The following is a 21,327-nucleotide window of genomic DNA, read 5'->3' as shown; positions in this document are numbered from 1 at the left end:
TCGGCGCCGAGCGCCCTACCAGGGACGCGGGGCTGTGACCTTGCGCGGCTCCGCCGCGGCGGGCGCGACCCCTCGGCGCCGAGCGCCCTACCAGGGACGCGGGGCTGTGACCTTGCGCGGCTCCGCCGCGGCGGGCGCGACCCCTCGGCGCCGAGCGTCCTACCAGGGGCGCGGGGAACTGCGCGAGCAACCGCCCACGGCCCGCGGACGAAAGCGGGTTGCAGGGGCGCGGGGCACCCCCTGGGCGGGGCACCCCCTAGGCCGGGTCACCCCCTGGGCCGGGTCACCCCCGGGCCGGGCCGCCCCCGGGCGGGGCTACAGCAAGCCCCGTAGCTTCTCCGCCAGGAGGTCCCAGCGCCACTTCTCCTCGACCCAGGCCCGCCCCCGCTCCCCCATGCGCCGCCGCAGATCGGAATCCTGGAGCAGGGTCACGACGCGCTCCGCCGCGGCCCCGGCGGAGTCGCCCGGAACCACCCACCCCGTCTCTCCGTCGAGCACCGCGTCCGGCGCCCCGCCCGAGTCGCCCGCGATGACGGGCAGGCCGGTCGCGGATGCCTCCAGGTACACGATGCCGAGGCCCTCGACGTCGAGCCCGCCGCGCCGGGTGCGGCACGGCATGGCGAAGACGTCACCGGCGCCGTAGTGCGCGGGCAGCTCCGCCCACGGCACCGCGCCGGTGAAGCGGACCGAGGACGAGACCCCGGTGTCGAGCGCGAGTTTGCGCAGGTCGGCCTCGTACGGTCCGCCTCCCACCACGAGCAGCACCGCGTCCGGCACCTGCGCGAGGATCGCCGGCATGGCGCGGATCAGCGTGTCCTGACCCTTGCGCGGCACGAGGCGCGAGACGCAGACCACGACCGGCCGGTCCGCGAGCCCGAGCCGCGCGCGCACCGCGTCGCCCCCCGAGCCGGGGTGGAAGGTCTTCTCGTCGACGCCGGGCGGGAGTTGGACCATGCGGGCCGCGGCCTGCTCGGTCAGCGCGCCGGCGATCCGCGAGCGGGTGTACTCGCCGAGATAGGTGATCGTGTCCGTACCCTCGCCGATCCGTCTCAACAGGCTTCGCGCACCGGGCAGTTGGGCCCAGCCCGCCTCGTGCCCGTGTGTGGTCGCCACCAGGCGTTCGGCTCCGGCCCTGCGCAGCGCGGGCCCCATCAGACCGAGCGGCGCGGCCGCCCCGAACCACACCGACGAGCAGCCGTGTTCGCGCAGCAGGGCGACCGCACGCCGGGTGACCCGGGGCGTCGGCAGCAGCATCGTCGTGCGGTCCCGTACGACGGTGAACGGCTGTTCGGCGTCGAACGCGGCGGTCGCCTCGACGCCTTCCCTACTCCGCTTCCACGTCGAGGCGTAGACGACGATCCGTTCGGGGTCGAGGCGCAGCGCCATGTTGTGCAGGAACGCCTGGATCCCGCCGGGACGCGGCGGAAAGTCATTGGTCACGATCAAGGTCTTGTGCATCGCCGCCGACAGTACCGAACCGGGGGCGCGGAGCCGAAGGGCCGCTCGCGGGGCGGCGCCGTTGAACCGGAGGGCGCCCGGCCGCGCCTGACGGCCGAGGTGTCCGCGCACCCGGCATCATGGCTGCCTCCGGGCCCCGATATGAGGACGAGACGGACATCATGAGCATCCCCCGGCGCACCCTGGCGGTGCCGGTCACCTGGGCCGCGACCCGCTATCCGCTGCTGCTCTGCGTCTTCGGGGTGCTGGCACCGCCCGGCCCCGACGTCACCAGCGACGTCCACGTCATCTACCAGGGCTGGGCGCAGGTGCTCGGCACCGGCACGTATCCGCTGGACGACGTGACCTGGCAGTACCCGCCGCTCGCCGCCCTCGCGATCCTCTCCCCCGCGGCGCTGCCGTTCCTGCCGTACGCGTCGGCGTTCTTCGTCCTCGCTTTCCTCGCGGACGCGCTGGTCTTCGCCCTCCTGATGTACGCGGCGGGCCGGCCCGGCAAGTCCCTGAACGGGGCCTGGGTGTGGACGCTCGGCGTGCCCCTGCTCGGGCCCACCGCGTACGCCCGGTACGACCTGATGGTGACGGCCGTCGCGGTCGCGGCACTGCTCGCGGGGATCCGCCATCCACGGATCCTGGGCGCGCTGGCCGCCGTCGGCGCGCTGCTCAAGGTGTGGCCGGTGCTGCTGCTTGTCCGCGCGCCGCGCCGGGCCTGGGCGACCTCCGTCGTCACGGCGGCCGCCCTGCTGGTGGCCTGCGTGGCGGCGGCGCCGGGCGCGCTGGCCTTCCTCACCTTCCAGCGCGAGCGCGGTACGGAGGTCGAGTCGCTCGGCGCGCTGGTCTTCCAGGTGGCCCGGCACTTCGGCTGGCGGGGCCGGGTGCAGCTGAACTACGGCTCGGTGGAGTTCCTCGGCCCCTACGTGCCGCTGGTGTCCGCCCTCGCGATGGCGCTGAGCGTGCTCGCGTTCGGCTGGCTGCTGGTGTGGCGCCTGCGGGCCCGGGGCCCCGCGCGTCCGAGCACGCTCGCGGACGCGGCGTTCACCGCGGTGCTGCTCTTCACCACCACGAGCCGGGTCATCAGCCCCCAGTACCTCCTGTGGCTGGTCGGCCTCGCCGCGGTGTGCCTCGCCTTCCGCCGCAGCCCCATGACCCGGCCCGCCCAGCTGGTCCTGGCCGCGACGGCCGTGACGTTCCTGGAGTTCCCGATCTGGTTCTCGCACGTGGTGTCCGGCGACTGGCTCGGCCTGCTCCTCCTCACCACCCGCAACGGCCTCCTGGTCGCGGCATCCTTCCTCGCCTGCCGCCAACTGTGGCGCTCCACGCCCCGAAGCCACGGCCTGCGCCCGCCGTCGGTTCAACCCGCCCGCACGACAGAGCCGTCGGCCAGTCGCTGACGGCCGCCACCGCGGTGGAGCCGGGCGAGGGCCGCGCACTGAACGGCCGCCGCCAGGGCCATCGCCAGGCAGACGCCCGGCATCCCGAGCCCCGACAGGCCGTGGGCGAGCCCCAGTTGGAGCGCCACACCGCACGCGGTGATCCGCGCCAGGAGCGGGCCGGCGCCGCCGCCCTCGAACACCCCGCCCAGCGCGATGAAGCAGGAGAGCAGCAGCAGATAGGGCCCCAGGCACCGCAGGTACAGCGTCCCCGCGGCGGCGACCTCCCCGCCCGCACCGAACGCCGCCATGATCCATGGGGCGCCGGCGAGCAGCCCCAGCGACGCCGTGACGCCCAGCGCTCCGGAGAGCCTCAGCGCCGCGCGCCCCACGGCCCGCCGTTCGTCGCGCCCGGCGCCGAGCAGGCGTGCGGTATGGATCGAGGCCGCCTGGCGTACGGAGTAGAACGCCATGGTCGCCCCGTACACCGCCTTGGTCGCGATGCCGTACGCGGCGACCTCGGCCACACCGATCCGGGCGACGATCGCGACCAGGGCCAGCGTGCCACCCATGCGCACGACGAAGTCGGCGGACAGGGGAAGCCCGACCCGGACCGTGCGGCGCAGATCGGCGTACCGCAAGCGCCCTCGCGGTCCGGCCGCGCGCAGCACCCGGTTGCGCCGTAGCGCGCGAACTCCCCATGCCAGGGCGGCCGTTCGCCCGGCAACGGTGGCGATGGCCGCACCCCGCACCCCCAGGCCGCAGCCCAGGACGAGCACGGGGTCGAGGACGAGGACGATCCCGTTGGCGAGCAGCGCGAGGCGCATCGGGGTGCGGGTGTCACCGGCGCCCTTGAGGATGCCGTCCACCAGATTGGTGGCGAAGAGGACGGCCATCGCGGGCAGCGCGATGGAGAAGTAGCCGGTGGCGAGGGGCAGGGCCTCTCCCGCGTCGGCGCCGAGCACGAGGCGGGCGAGCGTCTCCCGGCACAGGAACCCGCCCGCCGCGACGGCCGGGGCGAGCAGGGCCCACAACGCCCAGCCGCCCCGCACGGCCGCCCGCATCCCGTCCGGGTCGTCGGCGCCCCTGGCGCGGGCGAGCAGCACGGTCGTGCCGGACCCGGCCATGAGGGCGACGCCGAGCAGCACGTTCTCGACGTTGGTCGCCACGGCGACGGCGGCAACGGCGCCCCCACCGAGCCGGGCCACCCAGACGGTGTTGATGATTCCGGCCGCGACCCCGGCCAGGAGCTCCAAGTAGACCGGATACGCCAGCGACACCAGCGCCCGGCGATGAGCGGTCGGGCAGCCCATGGGTCCCCCTCCCTGGTTTTCGATTCCTGGTTCCTGGTTCTCTTATCGAGCTACATCGATTCGAGGTAGCGCGATAAGAGGTACCATGGGCCGCGACCACCGGACAAGGCGAGGATGCTCATGCTGGAACTGTCGATCCTGGGGTTCCTGTACGAGGAACCGCTGCACGGATACGAGCTCAAGGAGCGCATCAAGGGGCTCACCGGGCACATCCGGCCGGTCAGCGACGGAGCGCTCTATCCGGCGATCGCCCGCCTGGTGAAGGCGGGCGCCCTGGAGCAACGCACCGAGCCGGGCAGCGGGGCCGCGCCCCGGCGGATCCTCTCCCTCACCGACACGGGCCGCACCGACCTCTTGGCGCGGCTGCGACACCCCAAGGACGCCGAGATCACCGACGGCCAGCGGTTCTTCACGCTGCTCGCCTTCCTGCGGCATCTGCCGGATCCCGCCGACCAGGCGGCCGTGCTCAAGCGGCGGCAGGTCTTCCTCGACACGCCGGCGAGCTTCTTCTACCGCGAGGGCGAACCGGTCCGCGCCGAGCAGGCCGGAGACCCGTTCCGGCGGGGCATGTTGCGGATCGCTCGGGCCGCGACGGCGGAGGAGAAGACGTGGCTGACCGAGACGCTCGATCAGCTCCCGGGCCCCCCTCGGCCCTGACCCCCGACCGGGCCGCGCGGCGCGCCAGCCCCCAAACCCCGTCTTCACCCGCAGACCGCGCATGGCTGGTCGCGCAGTTCCCCGCGCCCCTGAAAACCATGACGCGCGGCCCAGCCGCATCCCGTCGGGGGCGCGGGAAACTGCGCGGGCGACCCAGCAGGATCCGCGGACGAACCCACAGCCCAACCGCACCCCGCCGGAGGCAGACGCGGGCGACCCAGCACGATCCGCGGACGAGCGCGGGCTCCACCCGGCCGCGCGGGTCGGGGGAGGTCAGGTCAGTTGGGTGCGTACGTAGGCGCGCCACTGGGTCGTGAACTCGGGTGGGGTCAGGCCCAGTTGGTCGGTCATGGCCTTTTCCAGGGCGCCCTCGCGTCCCGGCTGGTCGCCCACCTCCTCGTAGAGGCGGGCCAGCTTCGCCTCGCCCCAGCGCGCGGCGATCATCCGGCACGCCAGCCAGCCGCCCTCGTACGCCCGCGCCAAGCGGTCCGCGCCGCCGTCGAAGCCGAAGTCCGCGTCCGTGGGAAGGCCCGCGGGGAGGTCGCCCGCGCGGACCGCCTTCTGCAGTTCGGGGGCGGCCTGGGGCGCGGTGCGGCCGGTGCGGCGGTAGCCGACCCAGTCGGCGTACCCCTCCGAGAGCCACATCGGGGTGGCGGCCGAGGTGTGGGCGCGGGTGGCGACATGGGTCGTTTCGTGGGTCAGGACGACCTCCCGGCCCATGTCACCGAGGATCGCGTACGCCGCCGGATTGACGATGACCCGGTCCGCGGGGGCCGCCCCCGCGCCGCCCGCCTCACCGGTGGTCACCGCCGCGATGCCCCGGTAGGAGGCGGCGGGAGCGCCGAGCAGCGCGGCCATGGCGTCCAGGGACGCGGGGACCAGGACGACGACCCGGCCCGCCCACCGGCCGGGCCAGGCCGCGGACACCGCGGGCACCGCCGCGTCCTCGGCGGCGGCGATCTCGTGCAGCTCGGCCGGTTCCTGTCCCACCCCCAGGATCAGGGTGCGGGCGCCGCGCACGACGGTGACCGGGCCCTGCTGCCACAGCATCTGGCCGGCGCCCTCGGCGGGCCGGTCGCCGGTGACGTACCAGTTCTCGCCGCGCCGGTACAGCGTGAGGACGCGGGAGGTGGACACGGGCGCGGTGTCGTAGCCCTGGATCCGGTAGTGCAGGTCCACCTTGGCGGTGGCCGACGCACCGTGCCGGTCGAGCCCGGTGACCCGGTACGTCCAGGACGTCAGCGGCACCTGCGCGAGATTGCCCAGCTCCGTGCGCTGGGCCGCACGCAGGCCGCTCGCGGAGGGATCCACGGCGGCCAGGTAGGCGTCCGCGTCGTGCTCGAGGACGGCGGTCGCGCGCCGGTCGAGCATCCGCTGCACCGCGCCCGTGGCGGCGTCCGGCCCGGCGCCGGGCGCCGAGCAGCCGGTGCCGAGCAGAGGCACGGCGAGCAGCGGCACGGCGAGCACGCACCCCGCCACCCGCCCGCGCCCCGCGCGCCGCCCGCGTCCCGCTCTTCGACCGCGTCCCTGACCCGCCACGCCGCCGATCGTACGGTCACACCCGCGTCACCGAGGAAATGGGCATCATCCCGACGGGGTCGTAGCGCACCGGCGCGCCCGGGTAGGGGGCGTGCACGACCTGGCCGTTGCCGACGTACATCGCGATGTGACTCGCGTCGTGCCGGTAGGCGACCAGGTCACCGGGCTTGGCTTCGGAGAGCGGCACCTGGTGGCCGGCGTACCGCTGCTCCTGCGAGGTGCGCGGCAGGCCGATTCCCGCGTGGGCGTACGACCACTGCATCAGGCCCGAACAGTCGAACCCGGAGGGCCCGTTGGCGCCCCAGATGTACGGTTTGCCGATCGCGGAGCGGGCCGCCATCACGGCCGCCGCGGCCCGCGACGAGGCCGGCGCGGAGCCGGAGAGCGGGGGCAGCTCGGTCCGCCCGGAGCGGGAGGCACGGTCGAAGGCGGCCCGGTCGGCGGTGGGCAGCGCGTTGAGCATCCGGCGCGCCTGGGCCAGTTTCGACTCGACGGTCCGCTTGTGCCGGGCCACCTCGGTGCGGCTGTGTTCCAGTTCGGCGAGCTTGCGCCCGGCCTCGGCACGCTGCTGCGCCAGCCGGCGCTGCTCGTGCTGGAGGTCGTGCAGCGCGCCGGCCTGGCGCTCGCTCAGCCGGTCGAAGGTGACGGCCCGGTCGAGGTAGGTGTCCGGGTTCGAGGAGAGGAGCAGCGCGAGCGCGGGGTCGATGCCGCCCGAGCGGTACTGCGCTCCGGCGATCGCGCCGAGCGCGCCCCGCATGCGGTTGATCTTCTCCTGGCCGCGCGCGACGGCGTCCTGCGCCTGCGCGACCTGCTGGCGCAACTGCTTGGTGTGCTCATCGGCCTTGTCGTACTGCTCGGTGGCCTGCTCGGCCTGCTCGAAGAGACGGTCGACCGTGGCCTTCCCCGACGAGCCGGGCTCGTGCGGGGCCGCGCTCGCGCCGGGCGCCGCGAAGGCCGCCGCCGCGGTGGCCGCCGCGGCCGAGAGGACGGTGACGCGGGCGCTCTGGGTCAGGCCCGACTGCGAAGGCCGGCGATGGGACGCCACGGATCCGCACTCCCTTGCACTGCGTGCGGCCCCTGCCGCCCGGACGGGCGGCGAGTCACCGGGGGAACCGCACGCCGGACAGTAACCGGGCGGATACCCGTGGACCAACGACGCCAACGCCCGTGCCGCCTACGCAAAGTGACGCCCCACCGGAGAACACAGGTCACCGGCGGGGCGTCGCGTCAGCGGGAGTTGCCGCAATTCGCCCGTTTGGGCGGTGTCGACGGCTGACGAAGGGAAAGGCGCGGATCAGCCGATGCGCACACCGAACTGGAAGGGCATGTTGTCCATCGACTCGTAACGGACGACCGCGCCGGTGTGCGGGGCGTGCAGCACCGTGTTGTTGCCGGCGTACAGGCCGATGTGGTGCAGGTCGCCGAAGAAGAGCACGAGGTCACCGGGCTTGAGCTCGCCGCGGCCGATCCGGGTGCCCCGGGTGGCCTGCTCCTGCGAGGTGCGCGGCAGGTGAACGCCCGCCTGGGCGTAGGCGTAGCCGGTCAGACCCGAGCAGTCGAAGGTCGCCATGCCGGTCGCGCCGTAGCTGTACGGCTTGCCGAGCTGGGTCTGGGCCGCGGCGAGGGCGGCGGCTCCGACCTGCGAGGCGGGCACGTCCTTGCCGAGGTTGGGGCGCTCGGTGGAGCGGTTGGCGCGCTCGGTGTCCGCGGTGAGTGCCGCCTTCTCCTGCGCGGTCAGGGAGTTGAGCAGCTTCTGCGCGTCGGCGAGCTTGCCCTGGACTTCCTTCTTCTTGTCGTCGAGCACCTTGCGGGTGTCGGCGAGGTCCTTCAGCTTGTCCTGGGCTTCCTTGCGCTCCTGCGCGAGGGTGCGCTGCTTGCCCTGGATCTTCTGCAACGCCTCGGCCTGAGAGGTGCTCAACTGGTCGAGCGCGGAGGCCTTGTCCAGGAAGTCGTCGGGGTCGGAGGAGAGGAAGAGCGCGAGCGAGGGGTCTATGCCACCCGAGCGGTACTGCGCCGACGCCATCGAACCGAGGCCGCTGCGCAGGGTGTTGAGCTCCTGCTGGCCGCGGGCCACCTTGTCCTGGATCTCGCTGACCTGCTTCTCCAGCTGGGTCTGCTTCTCCTTGGCGCCGTTGGCCGTCTCGGTCGCCTGCTCCGCCTCGTCGTAGAGCTTGTCGACCTTGCTCTTGACCTCGTCCTTGGTCGGCTTGGGGTCGGCCTGGGCGGCCTGCGAGGTGAGGGCGACGACAGCGGCGGCGGTCGCGCTGAGCACGGTCACGCGGGTGCGGCTCGCGGGCTTGGGACGGCGGTGGGACCCCACGAAGGCGAGCTCCTTCTTCCTCGGCCGCCGGACAGAGCAGAGTCGGCGGGCCCTTCACGGACACCCCGAACGAGTGATCAACCGCATGAAGGTACGAAGCCAGACCTTAGTGACCTTCTTGTGATCAGTTCAAATCCTGATGGGGAAAAAGTCCATCGCCGAGAGGATTCTTTACTGTCATCCCACGCGCAGTAGTTGGCACTTGACGGAGTGCTCGACAGCGATCACCCGAATTCGGGCATTGAACACAGGAGTTGCGGAACGCCCGCAATGCCGTCTCAATGCCTCAGACCCGTGAAAGCCGCTTGAGGAGCAGCAGGGAGGCGACCGGGCGGGCGCCCGCCTTCGCGACGCCGTCCGCGACTTCCTTGTCCGTGGAGACGACCACCACCGGGCGGCCGGAGGGCTCGGCCCGCACCAGCTGACGGATCAGCTCGTCCGCGGTCACCCCGGGCTTGGAGAACAGCACCCGCACGCCCCTGGGCGGGGCGAGCAGCACCGGAGCGGCCAGCTCCGCGCCGTCGAAGACACAGGTCACCTCGGCGCCCGTCTGCGCGGCGAGCACGGAGAGACCGCCGAGCAGGCGCAGGCGCTGCTTCTCCAACGGCATCGTCGGATAACCGGTCTTGGTGACGTTGTAGCCGTCCACGAGCAGGTGGACCTGGGGCAGCCCGAGCAGCTGGTCCAGGAGCGCCGGGTCGGTCTCGGACAGGGCGCGGGCCGCGATGTCCTTGGGTGTCATGGTGCCCGGCGCCACCGCGTCCACGGTGTCGGCGGGGCGCACCGAGGCGGGCGGCAGGGCCAGTTCGCGGCGCAGCCCCTGGGCGCCTTCGAGGACGGTGTCGAGCAGCAGCCGCAGCCGCATGTCCTCGACGGAACGCCCCTCGCGCACCGCGCGCCGGCTCGCCTCGAGGCCCGCTTCGGCCTCGCCGAGCCGCGTCTTGAGCCGCCGCGTCTCGCTCTCGGCGGCGGCGACCTGGGCGGCCGCCTCGGCCTTCGCGCCGTCGATCTCGGAGACGACCTTGCGCAGGGCGGCCTCGCCGCGCTTCACATCGCTCTGCGCGCTGCGCAGCTTGCGCTGGAGCGTCTCGGCCTCCTTGCGGGCGGCGAGCAGCTCCGTGCGCAGGGCCTCGTTCTCGGACTTGATCAGGGCGCGCGCCTGGGCGAGTTCCTCGCGCAGCCGCTCGACCTCGCGTCTGCCCTCCTCGTCGGCGCGTTCGGCGAACGCCCGCTGGGCCTCCTCGCCGGCCGCGGCGACCAGCTTCACCCAGCCGGTGGGGCGCAGCACGTAGGCGGCGGCCGCGACGTCGACGGGGTCGGCCGCGGCGGGCGGCGAGCCGGCCTCGACCGCGCCGGCGAGCTCCGGCTGCGCGTCCTTGAGCCGCTCGCCGATGCGCTGGCGGAAGACGGGGTCGCTCTCCAGGGCGGCGGCCATCGCGTTGCCCGCGAACTTGGCGCGCCGGGTCGGGGTGAAACGGGCGTACTGCCTCAGTTGTCCGGGCAGTTCGGCGACGGTCAGGCCGCCGAACGCCTCGGAGACGAAGGCGACGACCCTGCGCCGCACGCCTTCGGGCAGCGGGCGGTCGAGCACCTCGGCGGGGCCGTCACCGGCCGCAGCGGCCGGTTCGGCACCGCTTGCATGCTCCACAATCCGTCACCCCAACTGTCATTACGTACCGCGCGGGCCGCCTCTCAGGAAGCGGTCGCGGAGTCGGCACCCGGCCTGTCCACCAGCTCGATCTGGTCCACCGCGTTGCACCAGCGGCAGCGGACCGACTCGATGGTCTCACTGACCACCTCGCGTTCCTCCACCTTGGGCTCTCCGGCGAGGTCCAGATGGACGTACTCGATCACTTTCGACGAGCGGGTGACATCGAAACGGGTGAGGTTTCCGCAGAGCGTGCAGCGCCACCGGGTCTCGGTGGTCGGCTGGGGAACAGTGGTCATGTGGTGCCGCCCTCTTTTCCACTTCCATGGTCCAGGATCTCGCGGTGCGCCATCGAACTGCGGGAGTACTGCCCGCAACCCTACGGCCTACCCGTCGACCGCCTCCACGGCGAGGCGGTCTGTACCGAAAGCTCCCTTTGAGCCATTCTCTCCCCATGATCAAGTGGCGGGGTGCGGCGATCGTCAGGGGCGCGGTACGGGGCCCGACCATGACGTACGGGCTGATCGCCGCGTGCTGCCTGCTCTTCCTGGTGAGCCCGGTCTCCGGCCTGAACCCGGGCTACGGCACGGGCGACGCGATCCTGAGCGCCCAGAGCGACTACTTCCGGCGGTGGGGCGTCGTCCCCGCGGAGCTGATGACGGGACACGCGCACGCCCTGCTCACGCCGCTCACCGCCCTGTTCGTCCACGGCAGCTGGCTGCATCTGCTCGGCAACATGCTGTTCCTGTACGTGTTCGGCGCGATGACCGAGGAGCACGTCGGCCGGATCGAGTTCGCCCTGTTCTACCTCGTGTCGGGCTATCTGGCGCTGCTCGGGTACGCGATGGCGCACGCGGAATCGGAGCAGACCCTGGTGGGGGCATCGGGGGCGATCTCGGCCGTCCTCGGCGCGTTCCTCTACCTCTTCCCCAAGGCCCGGGTGACGAGCATCTTCCCGTTCCTGCTCTTCCTGCCGCTGCGCTTCCCCGCGTGGATCGTGCTCGTCTTCTGGTTCGCGCTGCAGTGGCTGGCGGTCCGGAGCGCGTCGTCCGGGCCCGGGGTGGCCTACCTCGCCCATCTCGTCGGCTTCGGCCTGGGCTTCCTCTACGCGTGGGCCCGGTTCGGCGGGGCGGCTAGAGTGAAACGCCGAAAGCCCGTGAAGAGTGCGGGTCCGGCCGCCACCGAGGGAGAAAGCCAGCCGTGATCACCGCGATCGTGCTCATCAAGACCAGCGTGGACCGCATTCCCGAGATCGCGGAGTCCATCGCGGCGCTGGACAGCGTCAGCGAGGTGTACTCGGTGACGGGTACGTACGACTTGATCGCGCTGGTCAGGGTGGCCCGCCACGACGATCTGGCGGACATCATCCCCGGCCGCATCAGCAAGATTCCCGGGGTCGAGGGGACGGATACGCACGTGGCGTTCCGCACCTACTCCCAGCACGACCTGGAAGCCGCGTTCGCCATCGGCCTGGACTCCTAGCCCCGCGCGCCCCGAACCCCGCCCCGCTTTCGTCCGCGGACCGTACCCCCCTTCCCGCGCAGTTTCCCGCGCCCCTGAGAAACCCGGTTCGCTTTCGGGTGCGGGTCGTGCGTGGCTGAGCGCGCAGTTCCCCGCCCCTGAACTACTCGCTGCCGGCCCGCATGGACACCCTCAGCCCGTCATGGGGGTCCCCCCTGGCCCTTGAGGCCTTGGGGGAGATTGAGGACGAGCGCCCTCAAGGCGCGATACGGGGTCTGGGGCGGAGCCCCAGGGAGCCGCATCCTTCGGAGTTGCCGCACGGGCGGGAGGGTGGGAAAACGCGCGAACGGGGTCTGGGGCGGAGCCCCAGGAAGGCGTGGCCTGGCGGCGTCAGACCGCCGGGACGCAGCGGCCGGACTCCGTGCGGTACTGCCAGGCCGCCCCGTCCCGCACCAGCTCCCGCACCGCCCCCACGAACCGCTCCACGTGCTCGTCCGGCGTGCCCGCCCCGAAGCTGACCCGGATCGCGTTCAGGGACCGCTCGCCCGGCTCCGCCTCGGGGGCACCGCACTCCCCCGGGTCCTGCGGGTCGCTGCCGAGCAGCGTGCGCACCAGCGGGTGGGCGCAGAAGAGCCCGTCGCGCACCCCGATCCCGTACTCCGCGGAGAGCGCCGCCGCGAAGTGCGAGCTGTTCCAGCCGTCGACGACGAACGAGATCACGCCGACCCGGGGCGCGTCGTCCCCGAAGAGGGAGAGGACCCGCACCTCGGGCGCCTCCGCGAGCCCCTCGCGGACCTTCGCGATCAGATGCCGCTCCCGCTCGACCAGCGCGTCGAATCCCGCCTCGGTCAGCGCCTTGCACGCGGAGGCGATGGAGTAGACGCCGATGACGTTGGGCGAGCCGGCCTCGTGGCGCGCGGCCGTCGTGTGCCACTCGACGTCCACACCGCCGTCGGCGCGCCGGGCGACGCGCTTGGACGCGCCGCCGCCGGCCAGGTACGGCTCCGCTTCCTGGAGCCAGTCCGCGCGGCCCGCCAGCACACCCGAGCCGAACGGCGCGTACAGCTTGTGCCCGGAGAAGGCGACCCAGTCGACGTCCAACTCCCGTACGGAGACGGGGTGGTGAGGAGCGAGCTGGGCCGCGTCGAGGACGATGCGCGCGCCGTGGGCGTGCGCGGCCGCGGCGAGTTCGCGTACCGGCCACAGCTCGCCGGTGACATTGGACGCGCCCGTGACGCAGACCAGCGCGGGCCCGTAGGGGTCGCGGTCGGCGAGGGCGCGCTCCAGGGTCTCGACGGCCTGGTGCGGGGTGCGCGGCGCGTTCAGGTAGGTCACCCGGGCGTCCTGCCACGGCAGCAGCGAGGCGTGGTGCTCGGTCTCGAAGACGAAGACCTGGCAGTCGGCGGGGAGCGCTTGGGCGAGCAGATTGAGCGAGTCCGTGGTGGAGCGGGTGAAGACGACCTGGTCACCGGGGCGGCAGTCGAGGAACTCCGCCACCGTCACGCGGCTGTTCTCGAACAGGTCGGTGGAGAGCTGCGAGAGGTAGCCGGCCCCGCGGTGCACGCTGCCGTAGTACGGGGCGTACGCGGCCACGTCGTCCCAGACCCGCTGGAGGGCGGGGGCGCTGGCCGCGTAGTCGAGGGCGGCGTACGTCACCTCGCCGCCGGTGACGAGCGGCACGGTGACATCGCGGCCGAGCACCGGCAGCGGCGCGGCACAGCAGGGGGCGGAATCGAGAGAGGCGGTGGCGGTGGCGGCGGGGCGTGCGGACATGGCGGTATCTCCCAGCAGGGCAAGGCGCGTTGGCTTCGGACCCCGGGTACGGCCGCGTTGCCCAGCGAAGGAGAGGGCTCAACTGGCGTGCCGCATACGGGTGTTGTTCTCGGACGCGCGGCACACAGGAAGGCCGTGCGGAGAACGGTGAAGAAGGGGCGGAAACGCCCTATCGCATTCGCTTGCTCACGAGACTGCTCCCTTGAGGACCAGGACCCCAGGGCTGTGACATCACGCGATGTCCAGGGGTCCGCGCTTGCCGCAGGCCTTGCTGCCTACGACCTGGTCTTCACCCGGGGCACCCCGCCACGGACGGAGGGTTGCCGGACAGCGAGCCGGGGCCTAAATCGCTGTCACTCATGACCTTGAACAGCATCCTGCCACACGTCGCCGCGGGCGCAAGGCACAGTCCGCGATCCGGACTGCGCCGTGCGTCACACCCCGTACGGCTCGGACGTCGTCCCGTACGGCTCAGGCGTTGCTCGCGGCGATCCACCGCTCCAGGGACCGTTCGGCCGCCCCGGAGTCGATGGCCTCGGCGGCTCGGGCCATCGCGGCGGCGAGCTGCCCGGCGAGCGGGCCCCCGCCCGGTTCCAGGGCGACGAGGGCCGCGGCCGAGTTGAGCAGCACCGCGTCCCGCACCGGCCCCTTCTCGCCGGCCAGGAGCCGGCGGACGACCTCCGCGTTGTGCGACGGGTCGCCGCCGCGCAGCGCCTCGATCGGCACGATCTCGATGCCGACGTCCCGCGGGTCGAAGGACTCCTCGCGGACCGCGCCGTCCCGCACCACCCACACCCGTGAGGTGGCGGTGGTGGTCAGTTCGTCCAGGCCGTCGTCGCCGCGGAAGACCAGCGCCGACGAGCCGCGCTCGGCGAGCACTCCGGCCACGATGGGCGCCATCCTCGGGTCGGCGACCCCGGTGGCCTGGGCGCGCACCCGGGCCGGATTGGTGAGCGGACCGAGCACGTTGAAGGTGGTGCGGATGCCCAGTTCCTTGCGGGCCGCGGCCACGTGGCGCAGCGCGGGATGGAACGTCACCGCGAAGCACATGGTGATCCCGGCCTGTTCGGCCACCTCCACGACCCGCTGCGGGGTGAGCCGCAGATTGACCCCGAGCTTCTCCAGGACGTCGGAGGCGCCGCTGGAGGAGGAGGCGGCGCGGTTGCCGTGCTTGACGACCTTGGCGCCCGTGCCCGCGACCACGATCGCCGACATGGTCGAGATGTTCACGGTCTTGGCGCCGTCGCCGCCGGTTCCGACGATGTCGACGCTGGGTCCTGGCACCTCGATCAGGTGGGCGTGCGCGTACATGGTGCGCACCAGGCCGGTGATCTCGGCGACCGTCTCGCCCTTGGCGCGCAGCGCGATCATGAAGCCGGCGATCTGGGCGTTGGTCGCCTCGCCGCTCATGATCTGGTCCATCGCCCAGGCGGTCGCGTCCTCGCTCTGGTCGGTACCGCTCAGCAGCGAGTCCAGGACACCCGGCCAGGAGTAGGCCGCCACGGTGTCGCCTCCGGTGGGGGTAACAGCGCTCATGGTCGCTCCTGGTGGTCAAAAAGGATGGGATTCCGCCCGTCAGCCTATCGAGAGCGGGAGCGGCCGCGGCATGCGTGCCCGCAGTGCGGACGTGGCGCGCACCCGGGGGAAGGGCGGTGCGGGGAACGGCAAAGACTCCGGCCCGGCCCCGTGGAAGGGGCCGGGCCGGAGCCTCGGTTGTGGCGACCGTCAGGTCAAGCGGGGATCAGTGGTGGCCGTGGCCGCTCGTGATCTCCTCGTACTCCTCGGCCGTCGGCTTGGGGATCTGGTTCCCCTCGCCGTAGTAGCCCTTGCTGAGCTTGGCGCGCAGCTTCTGCGTCCGCGAGATCTTGCGGGCGACACCGTTCTCGTCGGTCTCGGGACCGAGCTCGACCGGCTTGTACTGCTCGTGCGCGGTGAGCTTGTAGCGCGCACCGGCGTCGAGCGGCTCGTGGATCTCGACGAACTCGCCGTGCGGCAGCCGCTTGATGATGCCGGACTCGCGTCCGTGCAGCACCTTCTCGGCGTCGCGCCGCTGCAGACCCAGACAGATCCGCTTGGTGGCGATGAACGCGAGGACCGGAGCGACGAAGAACGCGATCCGCACGAACCAGGTGATGACGTTGATCGAGAGGTGGAAGTGCGTGGCCCAGAGGTCGTTTCCACCACCGATGAGCAGCACCGTGTACCAGGTGATCCACGCGACACCGAAGCCGGTGCGGGTCGGCGCGTTGCGCGGCCGGTCCGCGATGTGGTGCTCGCGCTTGTCGCCGGTGACCCAGGACTCGATGAACGGGTAGACCGCGATGGCCGCGAGGACCAGCGGGAAGATCACCAGCGGGATGAACACACCCAGGACGAGGGTGTGGCCCCACAGGTTGATCTCCCAGCCCGGCATGACACGGATGAGGCCTTCGGAGAAGCCCATGTACCAGTCCGGCTGGGCGCCGGTGGAGACCTGGTCCGGCCGGTAGGGGCCGATCGCCCAGATCGGGTTGATCGAGGCGATCGCCGCGACGACCGCGATGACGCCGAAGACCAGGAAGAAGAAGCCGCCCGCCTTCGCCATGTACACCGGGAGCAGCGGCATGCCGACGACGTTCTTGTTCGTACGTCCCGGGCCCGCGAACTGGGTGTGCTTGTGGTAGAAGACCAGGATCAGGTGCGCCACCATCAGGCCGAGCATGATGCCCGGCAGCAGCAGGATGTGCACCGAGTAGAACCGGGCCACGAAGTCGCCGCCGGGGAACTCCCCGCCGAACAGGAAGAACGAGAGGTACGTGCCGACGACCGGCACGGACAGGATCGCGCCTTCCATGAAGCGGACACCGGTGCCCGACAGCAGGTCGTCCGGGAGCGAGTAACCGGTGAAGCCGGTGAACATGCCGAGGACGAACAGCAGGAAGCCGAACAGCCAGTTGACCTCGCGCGGCTTGCGGAAAGCGCCCGTGAAGAACACGCGCATCATGTGCACGAACATGCCGGCGAGGAAGATCAGCGCCGCCCAGTGGTGGATCTGCCGGATCAGCAGACCACCGCGCACATCGAAGCTGATGTGCATGGTCGAGTTGAAAGCCTCGGACATGTGCATGCCCTGCAGCGGCACGTACGAGCCGTCGTAGACGACCTCGTTCATGCTCGGGTGGAAGAACAGCGTCAGATACACACCCGTGAGGATGATGATGATGAAGCTGTACATGCAGATCTCGCCGAGCATGAAGGACCAGTGGTCCGGGAAGATCTTGCGCATGTTGGCCTTGGCCAGGGAGTAGATCCCCAGCCGGCCGTCCGCCCAGTCCGCGATCCGCTCGCCGGCCGGTGCCTGCTCACGTGAATTCGTCGAAGTGCTCATCGGGTCAGCCCCTCTCGAAGAAGGCAGGACCGACGGGCTCTTCGAAGTCGCCGAGCGCTTCGAGGTAACCCTCGTCATTCACACCGATCCGCAGCTGCGGAAGGGCGTGACCGGCCGGGCCGAAGATGACACGGGCGCCGTCGGAGAGGTCGAAAGTGGACTGGTGGCACGGGCAGAGCACGTGGTGCGTCTGCTGCTCGTACAGGGAGATCGGGCAGCCGACGTGGGTGCAGATCTTCGAGTACGCGACGATGCCCTGGTGCGACCATGCGAGCTCGCGCTTGTCCTTGATGTCCTCCGGCTTGATCCGGACGAGCATCAGGGCGGCCTTGGCGATCTGCGTCTGGAAGTCCTCCGCGTCCTCCTCCAGGCCCTCGGGCTTGGCGAAGGTGAGGGAACCGACCAGCAGGTCCTCGGGACGCAGCGGCTCGTTGGTGTTCATGTTGATCAGGGCCTTGCCCTTGGACCACATGGTGTGCCGCAGCTTGTCCTCGGGCAGCGTGCCCAGGTCGCGCAGCAGCATCACACCGGAGAGCGGCACCATGGCCAGCGCGCCGAACATGGTGTTGCGGATCAGCTTGCGCCGTCCGAAGCCGGACTCGGCCGCGCCCTGCTTGAAGTCGGCCAGGACCTGCGCCTTGACCTCCGGCGGAGCCGCGATCTCGTGACGCTCGGCCGGCATCTCGACGTCCGACATCAGGGTGCGGGCCCAGTGGACCGCGCCCGCGCCGATGCAGAACAGCGCCACGCCGAGGGTCAGACCCAGGGCGAAGTTGAGGGCGCTGACGTGCCCGAACGGGAAGATGAAGACGATCTTGTCGACCGGGAAGATCACGTACGAGGCGATGAAGCCGACCGTCGCGACCATGGACAGGAAGAACAGGAACGCCACGGCGCGCTCGGAGCGCTTGGCCGCCCGCTCGTCGATGTCCTGGACGCGCGGCTTGTGGGCCGGCAGTCCCGGGTCGGCGAAGGGGTCGCCCGCGTGCTCTACCGCGCCGTGCGCGGTGGCCTGCGCTTCGGGCAGGCTCTCGGAATTCTCTTGGCTACTCATGACTTCTTGGCCTTAGCGGTGTGGGCCGCGACCCAGATGGCTACTGCGATGAGGGCACCCAGACCGAAGATCCAGCCGAACAGACCCTCGCTGACCGGGCCGAGCCCGCCGAGCTTGAGGCCGCCGGGGCTCGCGGACGTGTCGCTGTTCACGGCGTGCAGGTACGCGATGATGTCCTGCTTCTGCTTCTGCGGCATCGTCGTGTCCGGGAAGGACGGCATGTTCTGCGGGCCGGTCTGCATGGCCTCGTAGATGTGCTTGGGGTCCACGTCCTCCAGGCTGGGGGCGAACTTGCCGTTCGTCAGGGCACCGCCCTCACCCGTGAAGTTGTGGCACTGGGCGCAGTTGGTGCGGAACAGCTCGCCACCCTTGGCGATGTCCGCACCGCTCGGGTTGTACTGCGAGTTGGTCGGCACGCTCGGCCCGGCGCCCAGCGAGGCCACGTACGCGGCGAGCTGGTCGATCTGGGGCTGGGTGTAGATGACCTTCTTCTTCGGCACCTGCGCGCCGGGCTGCTGCGCCGGCATGCGGCCGGTGCCGACCTGGAAGTCGACGGCGGCGGCGCCCACGCCGACCAGGGACGGGCCGTCAGAGGTTCCCTGACCGCCGGTTCCGTGGCAGCTGGCGCAGCCGACGGAGTAGAGCTTCTTGCCCTCGTCGATGGCGAGGGACTGGGCGGTTTCGTCAGCCTGTGCCTTGCCCGCGGGTGCGAACGCGGCGTACAGCCCCCCGGTGGCCGCCAGCGCGAGGAGTAGGACGACGACCGCCGCCAGCGGATGGCGTCGTCGTGCGGAGAGCTTTTTCACGGATTACCCCGGTGTCAGGATCTTCTGCGTCGATGCTGGATGTGGTGCGGACCTACGGGTCCGGTTACTGGATCAGGTAGATCGTGGCGAAGAGGCCGATCCACACGACATCGACGAAGTGCCAGTAATAGGACACGACGATGGCCGCGGTCGCCTGTTCATGGGTGAACCTCTTCGCCGCGTACGTCCTGCCAAGAACCAGCAGGAAGGCGATCAGGCCGCCCGTCACATGCAGTCCGTGGAAGCCCGTGGTCAGGTAGAACACCGAGCCGTACGGGTCGGAGGACAGCGAGAGGCCGTCCTCCTTCACCAGGTCGGTGTACTCGAAGATCTGGCCTCCGATGAAGATCGCACCCATCACGAACGTGATGGTGAACCAGGTACGCAGCTTCTTCACGTCGCCCCGCTCCGCGGCGAAGACGCCGAGCTGGCAGGTGAGGGAGGAGAGCACCAGGATCGTGGTGTTGGTCGCCGAGAACGGAACGTTCAGGGACGAGGCCATCTCTTTCCAATGCGCGGCACCCGTTACCGATCGCAGAGTGAAGTACATCGCGAAGAGGGCCGCGAAGAACATCAGCTCGGAACTCAACCAGATGATGGTTCCGACGCTGGTGAGGTTCGGCCGATTGACCGACGGGTGCGCGTGCCCGGTTTCTACTGTCGTTGCTGTCGCCACGACCGACATTATGTCGGTCGCTTATCCCGCCCTCACTCCGGGGGGTGCCGTTCGGTGTGTCAGCCGCGTATGCAGGGCCCGAACGGCCCATCGAAGGGCTGGCCGAACCGGTGTTGACGGGCAGTCGGACGGAGTAGCATCCGCGCATCGGTTCATGACCCAACGTCGGCGAAAGCGCCGGACCTTCGGAGGATCCATGCAGTCGAGCGCCACCGTTCTGGTCTACAGCGACGACGCGAACACCCGTGCCCAGGTGCGGCTCGCGGCCGGACGCAGGCCCGCCTCGGACGTGCCGCCCGTGGAGTTCCTGGAGTGCGCCACGCTGCCGGCGGTCCTCAAGGAACTGGACCGCGGCGGCATCGACGTCTGCGTCCTGGACGGCGAGGCGGTCCCGGCGGGCGGCATGGGCGTCTGCCGCCAGATCAAGGACGAGGTCTTCCAGTGCCCGCCGGTCCTGCTCCTCATCGGCCGCCCGCAGGACGCCTGGCTGGCCACGTGGAGCCGTGCGGACGCCGCGGTGACCCTGCCGGTGGACCCGGTCGAGTTCGCGGACGCCCTGGCCTCCGTGCTGCGCAAGCGGCTCGCTGTGGGTGCCTGACCTCACACTCCCGGGCGCAGCCGGGCGGAGTTGACCTTGGTCTGCCCGGCCTTGACGTCGGCTTGCAGGACGCTGCCCGTGCGCCACTTGTCCCAGGACACGTTCCAGTCGCCGAACCCGTTGTCGAACGGTGTCATGTCCTCGCCGATGCTGTTCTCGACGGTGACGATGTCGCCTTCGTTGATGTTCTCGAAGAACCAGGCGGCGTTGCCGGTGCTCATGCCCGTGCAGCCGTGGCTGACGTTCTCCGCGCCCTGCGACCCCACCGACCAGGGCGCGGCGTGGACGTACTCGCCGCTCCAGGTGACCCGGGTCGCGTAGTACACCGGCAGGTCGTACGCGTCCGAGCTGCCGGCCGAGATGCCGACGGTCGTCCCGCGCATACGTACGAAGTACTGCTTGCCCAGGACCACCTTGACGCCGTTGCGGGTGGCGAAGCCGGGCTTGCCGGTGGTGACCGGAATGGTGTTGATCACTTCTCCGTTGCGCTTCACCGTCATGGTGTGGGCCGCGGCGTCCGTGATCGCCTCGACGCGGTCGCCGGTGGTGATCTTCAGGGGCTTGCCCGCGCCGCCGTACAGCTTGTCGGCGATCTTCACGCCCTCCAGGTTGGAGTGGACGTTGATGGTGGCGTGGGCGGGCCAGTAGTTCTTCGGGCGGTAGTGCAGGACCTTGTCGTCCACCCAGTACCAGGCGCCCTCCACGGAGGGGGTCGACTCGACCTTCAGGGCCCGTTCCACGATCGAGCGGGCCGCCTTGTCCTTCACGGGCTTGCTCAGCTGCGCGGTGATGGGCTGTCCGACGCCGTACTTGCCCGCGTCCGGGCCGAATTCCACCTCCACGGCGTCCTTGACCGCCGCGGTGTCGAACGTCAGCGTGCGCAGGCCGGGAGAGCCGTCCTCGTTCTCCGTGGAGACCTTGACGGTGTAGTGCGCGCCGGCCACCAGCGGGGCGGTGGAGTGCCACCTGCTGCCGTCGGCGGCGAGCTCGCCCGCCAAATAGCGCCCGTTGCCGTCGACGGCCGTGACGTCGGTCAGACGGCCGTCCTTGCCCTTGGCGGTGATCTCCAGGGGCTTGTCGGGATCGGCCTTCTGGCTGCCCGCCGGGCCGTTGTAGACGACCTGGCCGGCCGCGTCGTACGGCTTGGCCGACAGCGGGTTGCGGTCATGGGACCCGCCGCACCCCGTGGCCCCCACACCGAGGGACAGGACCAGGAGGGTGCAGCTCACTACGGTGGGGATGCGCGGTGCGTGGCTCATGACCACACGGTATGAAGAATCGTCAGTTCCG

19 protein-coding genes and 1 riboswitch are annotated in these 21,327 nt (G+C 71.1%); of the genes, 5 read left to right on the top strand and 14 right to left on the bottom strand.

Annotation, left to right across the window (positions count from 1 at the left end; genetic code table 11):
- Positions 1-315: 315 nt before the first annotated feature.
- Positions 316-1,458 (bottom strand): glycosyltransferase family 4 protein, encoded by a 1,143-nt coding sequence (locus tag OG432_RS25960; RefSeq protein ID WP_328313374.1) that lies wholly within the window; start codon positions 1,456-1,458, stop codon positions 316-318.
- 161 nt (positions 1,459-1,619) lie between these two features.
- Here OG432_RS25960 and OG432_RS25955 point away from each other — a divergent pair, with 161 nt between their 5' ends.
- Entirely contained in the window at positions 1,620-2,846 is a 1,227-nt protein-coding gene (locus OG432_RS25955; protein WP_328313373.1) for a glycosyltransferase family 87 protein, read from the top strand.
- Here OG432_RS25955 and OG432_RS25950 read toward each other — a convergent pair.
- Complete coding sequence (locus OG432_RS25950; RefSeq protein ID WP_328313372.1) at positions 2,807-4,138, bottom strand: MATE family efflux transporter; 1,332 nt, start codon at positions 4,136-4,138, stop codon at positions 2,807-2,809. The genes OG432_RS25955 and OG432_RS25950 overlap by 40 nt on opposite strands.
- Before the next feature lie 120 nt (positions 4,139-4,258).
- On the opposite strand from OG432_RS25950, the gene OG432_RS25945 reads away from it, so the two are divergent.
- Positions 4,259-4,795, top strand: coding sequence for a PadR family transcriptional regulator (locus OG432_RS25945; protein ID WP_328313371.1), 537 nt, complete (start codon positions 4,259-4,261; stop codon positions 4,793-4,795).
- Positions 4,796-5,068: 273 nt separating this feature from the next.
- On the opposite strand, the gene OG432_RS25940 is transcribed toward OG432_RS25945, so the two are convergent.
- The 5 genes from OG432_RS25940 to OG432_RS25920 form a co-directional block, all read right to left on the bottom strand.
- The gene (locus OG432_RS25940; protein WP_443058455.1) at positions 5,069-6,262 is read right to left on the bottom strand and encodes a hypothetical protein; all 1,194 of its coding nucleotides are present in this window, start codon (positions 6,260-6,262) and stop codon (positions 5,069-5,071) included.
- 88 nt (positions 6,263-6,350) lie between these two features.
- Positions 6,351-7,379 carry a C40 family peptidase gene (locus OG432_RS25935; RefSeq protein ID WP_328313369.1) on the bottom strand — a complete coding sequence of 343 codons (1,029 nt, stop codon included), beginning with the start codon at positions 7,377-7,379 and terminating at the stop codon, positions 6,351-6,353.
- A gap of 249 nt (positions 7,380-7,628) precedes the next feature.
- A complete protein-coding gene (locus tag OG432_RS25930; protein ID WP_328313368.1) occupies positions 7,629-8,654 on the bottom strand; it encodes a C40 family peptidase in 1,026 nt (341 codons plus the stop codon).
- Positions 8,655-8,940: 286 nt separating this feature from the next.
- Positions 8,941-10,302 (bottom strand): NYN domain-containing protein, encoded by a 1,362-nt coding sequence (locus tag OG432_RS25925; protein WP_443058454.1) that lies wholly within the window; start codon positions 10,300-10,302, stop codon positions 8,941-8,943.
- Between the two features lie 44 nt (positions 10,303-10,346).
- Entirely contained in the window at positions 10,347-10,601 is a 255-nt protein-coding gene (locus tag OG432_RS25920) for a hypothetical protein (protein ID WP_267053635.1), read from the bottom strand.
- A gap of 155 nt (positions 10,602-10,756) precedes the next feature.
- Here OG432_RS25920 and OG432_RS25915 point away from each other — a divergent pair, with 155 nt between their 5' ends.
- On the top strand, positions 10,757-11,506 hold the full coding sequence (locus tag OG432_RS25915; RefSeq protein WP_328313367.1) for a rhomboid family intramembrane serine protease: 750 nt from the start codon (positions 10,757-10,759) through the stop codon (positions 11,504-11,506).
- On the top strand, positions 11,503-11,784 hold the full coding sequence (locus tag OG432_RS25910) for an Lrp/AsnC family transcriptional regulator (protein ID WP_328313366.1): 282 nt from the start codon (positions 11,503-11,505) through the stop codon (positions 11,782-11,784). The genes OG432_RS25915 and OG432_RS25910 overlap by 4 nt, the downstream gene beginning before the upstream one ends.
- Before the next feature lie 369 nt (positions 11,785-12,153).
- On the opposite strand, the gene OG432_RS25905 is transcribed toward OG432_RS25910, so the two are convergent.
- The 6 genes from OG432_RS25905 to ctaE all read right to left on the bottom strand — a co-directional run bounded on the left by OG432_RS25905 (position 12,154) and on the right by ctaE (position 19,448).
- On the bottom strand, positions 12,154-13,536 hold the full coding sequence (locus tag OG432_RS25905) for an aminotransferase class V-fold PLP-dependent enzyme (RefSeq protein WP_328313365.1): 1,383 nt from the start codon (positions 13,534-13,536) through the stop codon (positions 12,154-12,156).
- Between the two features lie 247 nt (positions 13,537-13,783).
- A riboswitch (SAM riboswitch) is annotated at positions 13,784-13,901 on the bottom strand.
- A 106-nt stretch (positions 13,902-14,007) separates the two neighbouring features.
- A complete protein-coding gene (gene trpD / locus OG432_RS25900; RefSeq protein WP_328313364.1) occupies positions 14,008-15,072 on the bottom strand; it encodes an anthranilate phosphoribosyltransferase in 1,065 nt (354 codons plus the stop codon).
- A gap of 205 nt (positions 15,073-15,277) precedes the next feature.
- The gene (qcrB, locus tag OG432_RS25895; protein ID WP_328313363.1) at positions 15,278-16,903 is read right to left on the bottom strand and encodes a cytochrome bc1 complex cytochrome b subunit; all 1,626 of its coding nucleotides are present in this window, start codon (positions 16,901-16,903) and stop codon (positions 15,278-15,280) included.
- A gap of 4 nt (positions 16,904-16,907) precedes the next feature.
- Complete coding sequence (qcrA, locus tag OG432_RS25890; RefSeq protein ID WP_328313362.1) at positions 16,908-17,957, bottom strand: cytochrome bc1 complex Rieske iron-sulfur subunit; 1,050 nt, start codon at positions 17,955-17,957, stop codon at positions 16,908-16,910.
- Positions 17,954-18,763, bottom strand: coding sequence for a cytochrome bc1 complex diheme cytochrome c subunit (gene qcrC / locus OG432_RS25885; RefSeq protein ID WP_328313361.1), 810 nt, complete (start codon positions 18,761-18,763; stop codon positions 17,954-17,956). Before qcrC ends, qcrA begins: the two co-directional genes overlap by 4 nt.
- 64 nt (positions 18,764-18,827) lie before the next feature.
- The gene (ctaE, locus tag OG432_RS25880; RefSeq protein ID WP_328313360.1) at positions 18,828-19,448 is read right to left on the bottom strand and encodes an aa3-type cytochrome oxidase subunit III; all 621 of its coding nucleotides are present in this window, start codon (positions 19,446-19,448) and stop codon (positions 18,828-18,830) included.
- Positions 19,449-19,635: 187 nt separating this feature from the next.
- On the opposite strand from ctaE, the gene OG432_RS25875 reads away from it, so the two are divergent.
- A complete protein-coding gene (locus tag OG432_RS25875) occupies positions 19,636-20,037 on the top strand; it encodes a hypothetical protein (protein WP_328313359.1) in 402 nt (133 codons plus the stop codon).
- Positions 20,038-20,039: 2 nt separating this feature from the next.
- Here the strand turns inward: OG432_RS25875 and OG432_RS25870 are convergent, their stop codons facing one another.
- Entirely contained in the window at positions 20,040-21,296 is a 1,257-nt protein-coding gene (locus OG432_RS25870; protein ID WP_328313358.1) for a L,D-transpeptidase, read from the bottom strand.
- Positions 21,297-21,327: the final 31 nt, after the last annotated feature.

This window comes from Streptomyces sp. NBC_00442, assembly GCF_036014195.1.
In the GTDB taxonomy this organism is placed as follows: Bacteria; Actinomycetota; Actinomycetes; order Streptomycetales; family Streptomycetaceae; genus Streptomyces.
This window is presented reverse-complemented; position numbering and strand designations above follow the sequence as displayed.

Bases quoted from the DNA above. Each gene is read 5' to 3' on its own strand.
- OG432_RS25960 (WP_328313374.1), bottom strand. From the start codon at position 1,458: ATGCACAAGACCTTGATCGTGACCAATGACTTTCCGCCGCGTCCCGGC.
- OG432_RS25955 (WP_328313373.1), top strand. From the start codon at position 1,620: ATGAGCATCCCCCGGCGCACCCTGGCGGTGCCGGTCACCTGGGCCGCG.
- OG432_RS25950 (WP_328313372.1), bottom strand. From the start codon at position 4,138: ATGGGCTGCCCGACCGCTCATCGCCGGGCGCTGGTGTCGCTGGCGTAT.
- OG432_RS25945 (WP_328313371.1), top strand. From the start codon at position 4,259: ATGCTGGAACTGTCGATCCTGGGGTTCCTGTACGAGGAACCGCTGCAC.
- OG432_RS25920 (WP_267053635.1), bottom strand. From the start codon at position 10,601: ATGACCACTGTTCCCCAGCCGACCACCGAGACCCGGTGGCGCTGCACG.
- OG432_RS25915 (WP_328313367.1), top strand. From the start codon at position 10,757: ATGATCAAGTGGCGGGGTGCGGCGATCGTCAGGGGCGCGGTACGGGGC.
- OG432_RS25905 (WP_328313365.1), bottom strand. From the start codon at position 13,536: ATGTCCGCACGCCCCGCCGCCACCGCCACCGCCTCTCTCGATTCCGCC.
- trpD (WP_328313364.1), bottom strand. From the start codon at position 15,072: ATGAGCGCTGTTACCCCCACCGGAGGCGACACCGTGGCGGCCTACTCC.
- qcrB (WP_328313363.1), bottom strand. From the start codon at position 16,903: ATGAGCACTTCGACGAATTCACGTGAGCAGGCACCGGCCGGCGAGCGG.
- qcrA (WP_328313362.1), bottom strand. From the start codon at position 17,957: ATGAGTAGCCAAGAGAATTCCGAGAGCCTGCCCGAAGCGCAGGCCACC.
- ctaE (WP_328313360.1), bottom strand. From the start codon at position 19,448: ATGTCGGTCGTGGCGACAGCAACGACAGTAGAAACCGGGCACGCGCAC.
- OG432_RS25875 (WP_328313359.1), top strand. From the start codon at position 19,636: ATGCAGTCGAGCGCCACCGTTCTGGTCTACAGCGACGACGCGAACACC.
- OG432_RS25870 (WP_328313358.1), bottom strand. From the start codon at position 21,296: ATGAGCCACGCACCGCGCATCCCCACCGTAGTGAGCTGCACCCTCCTG.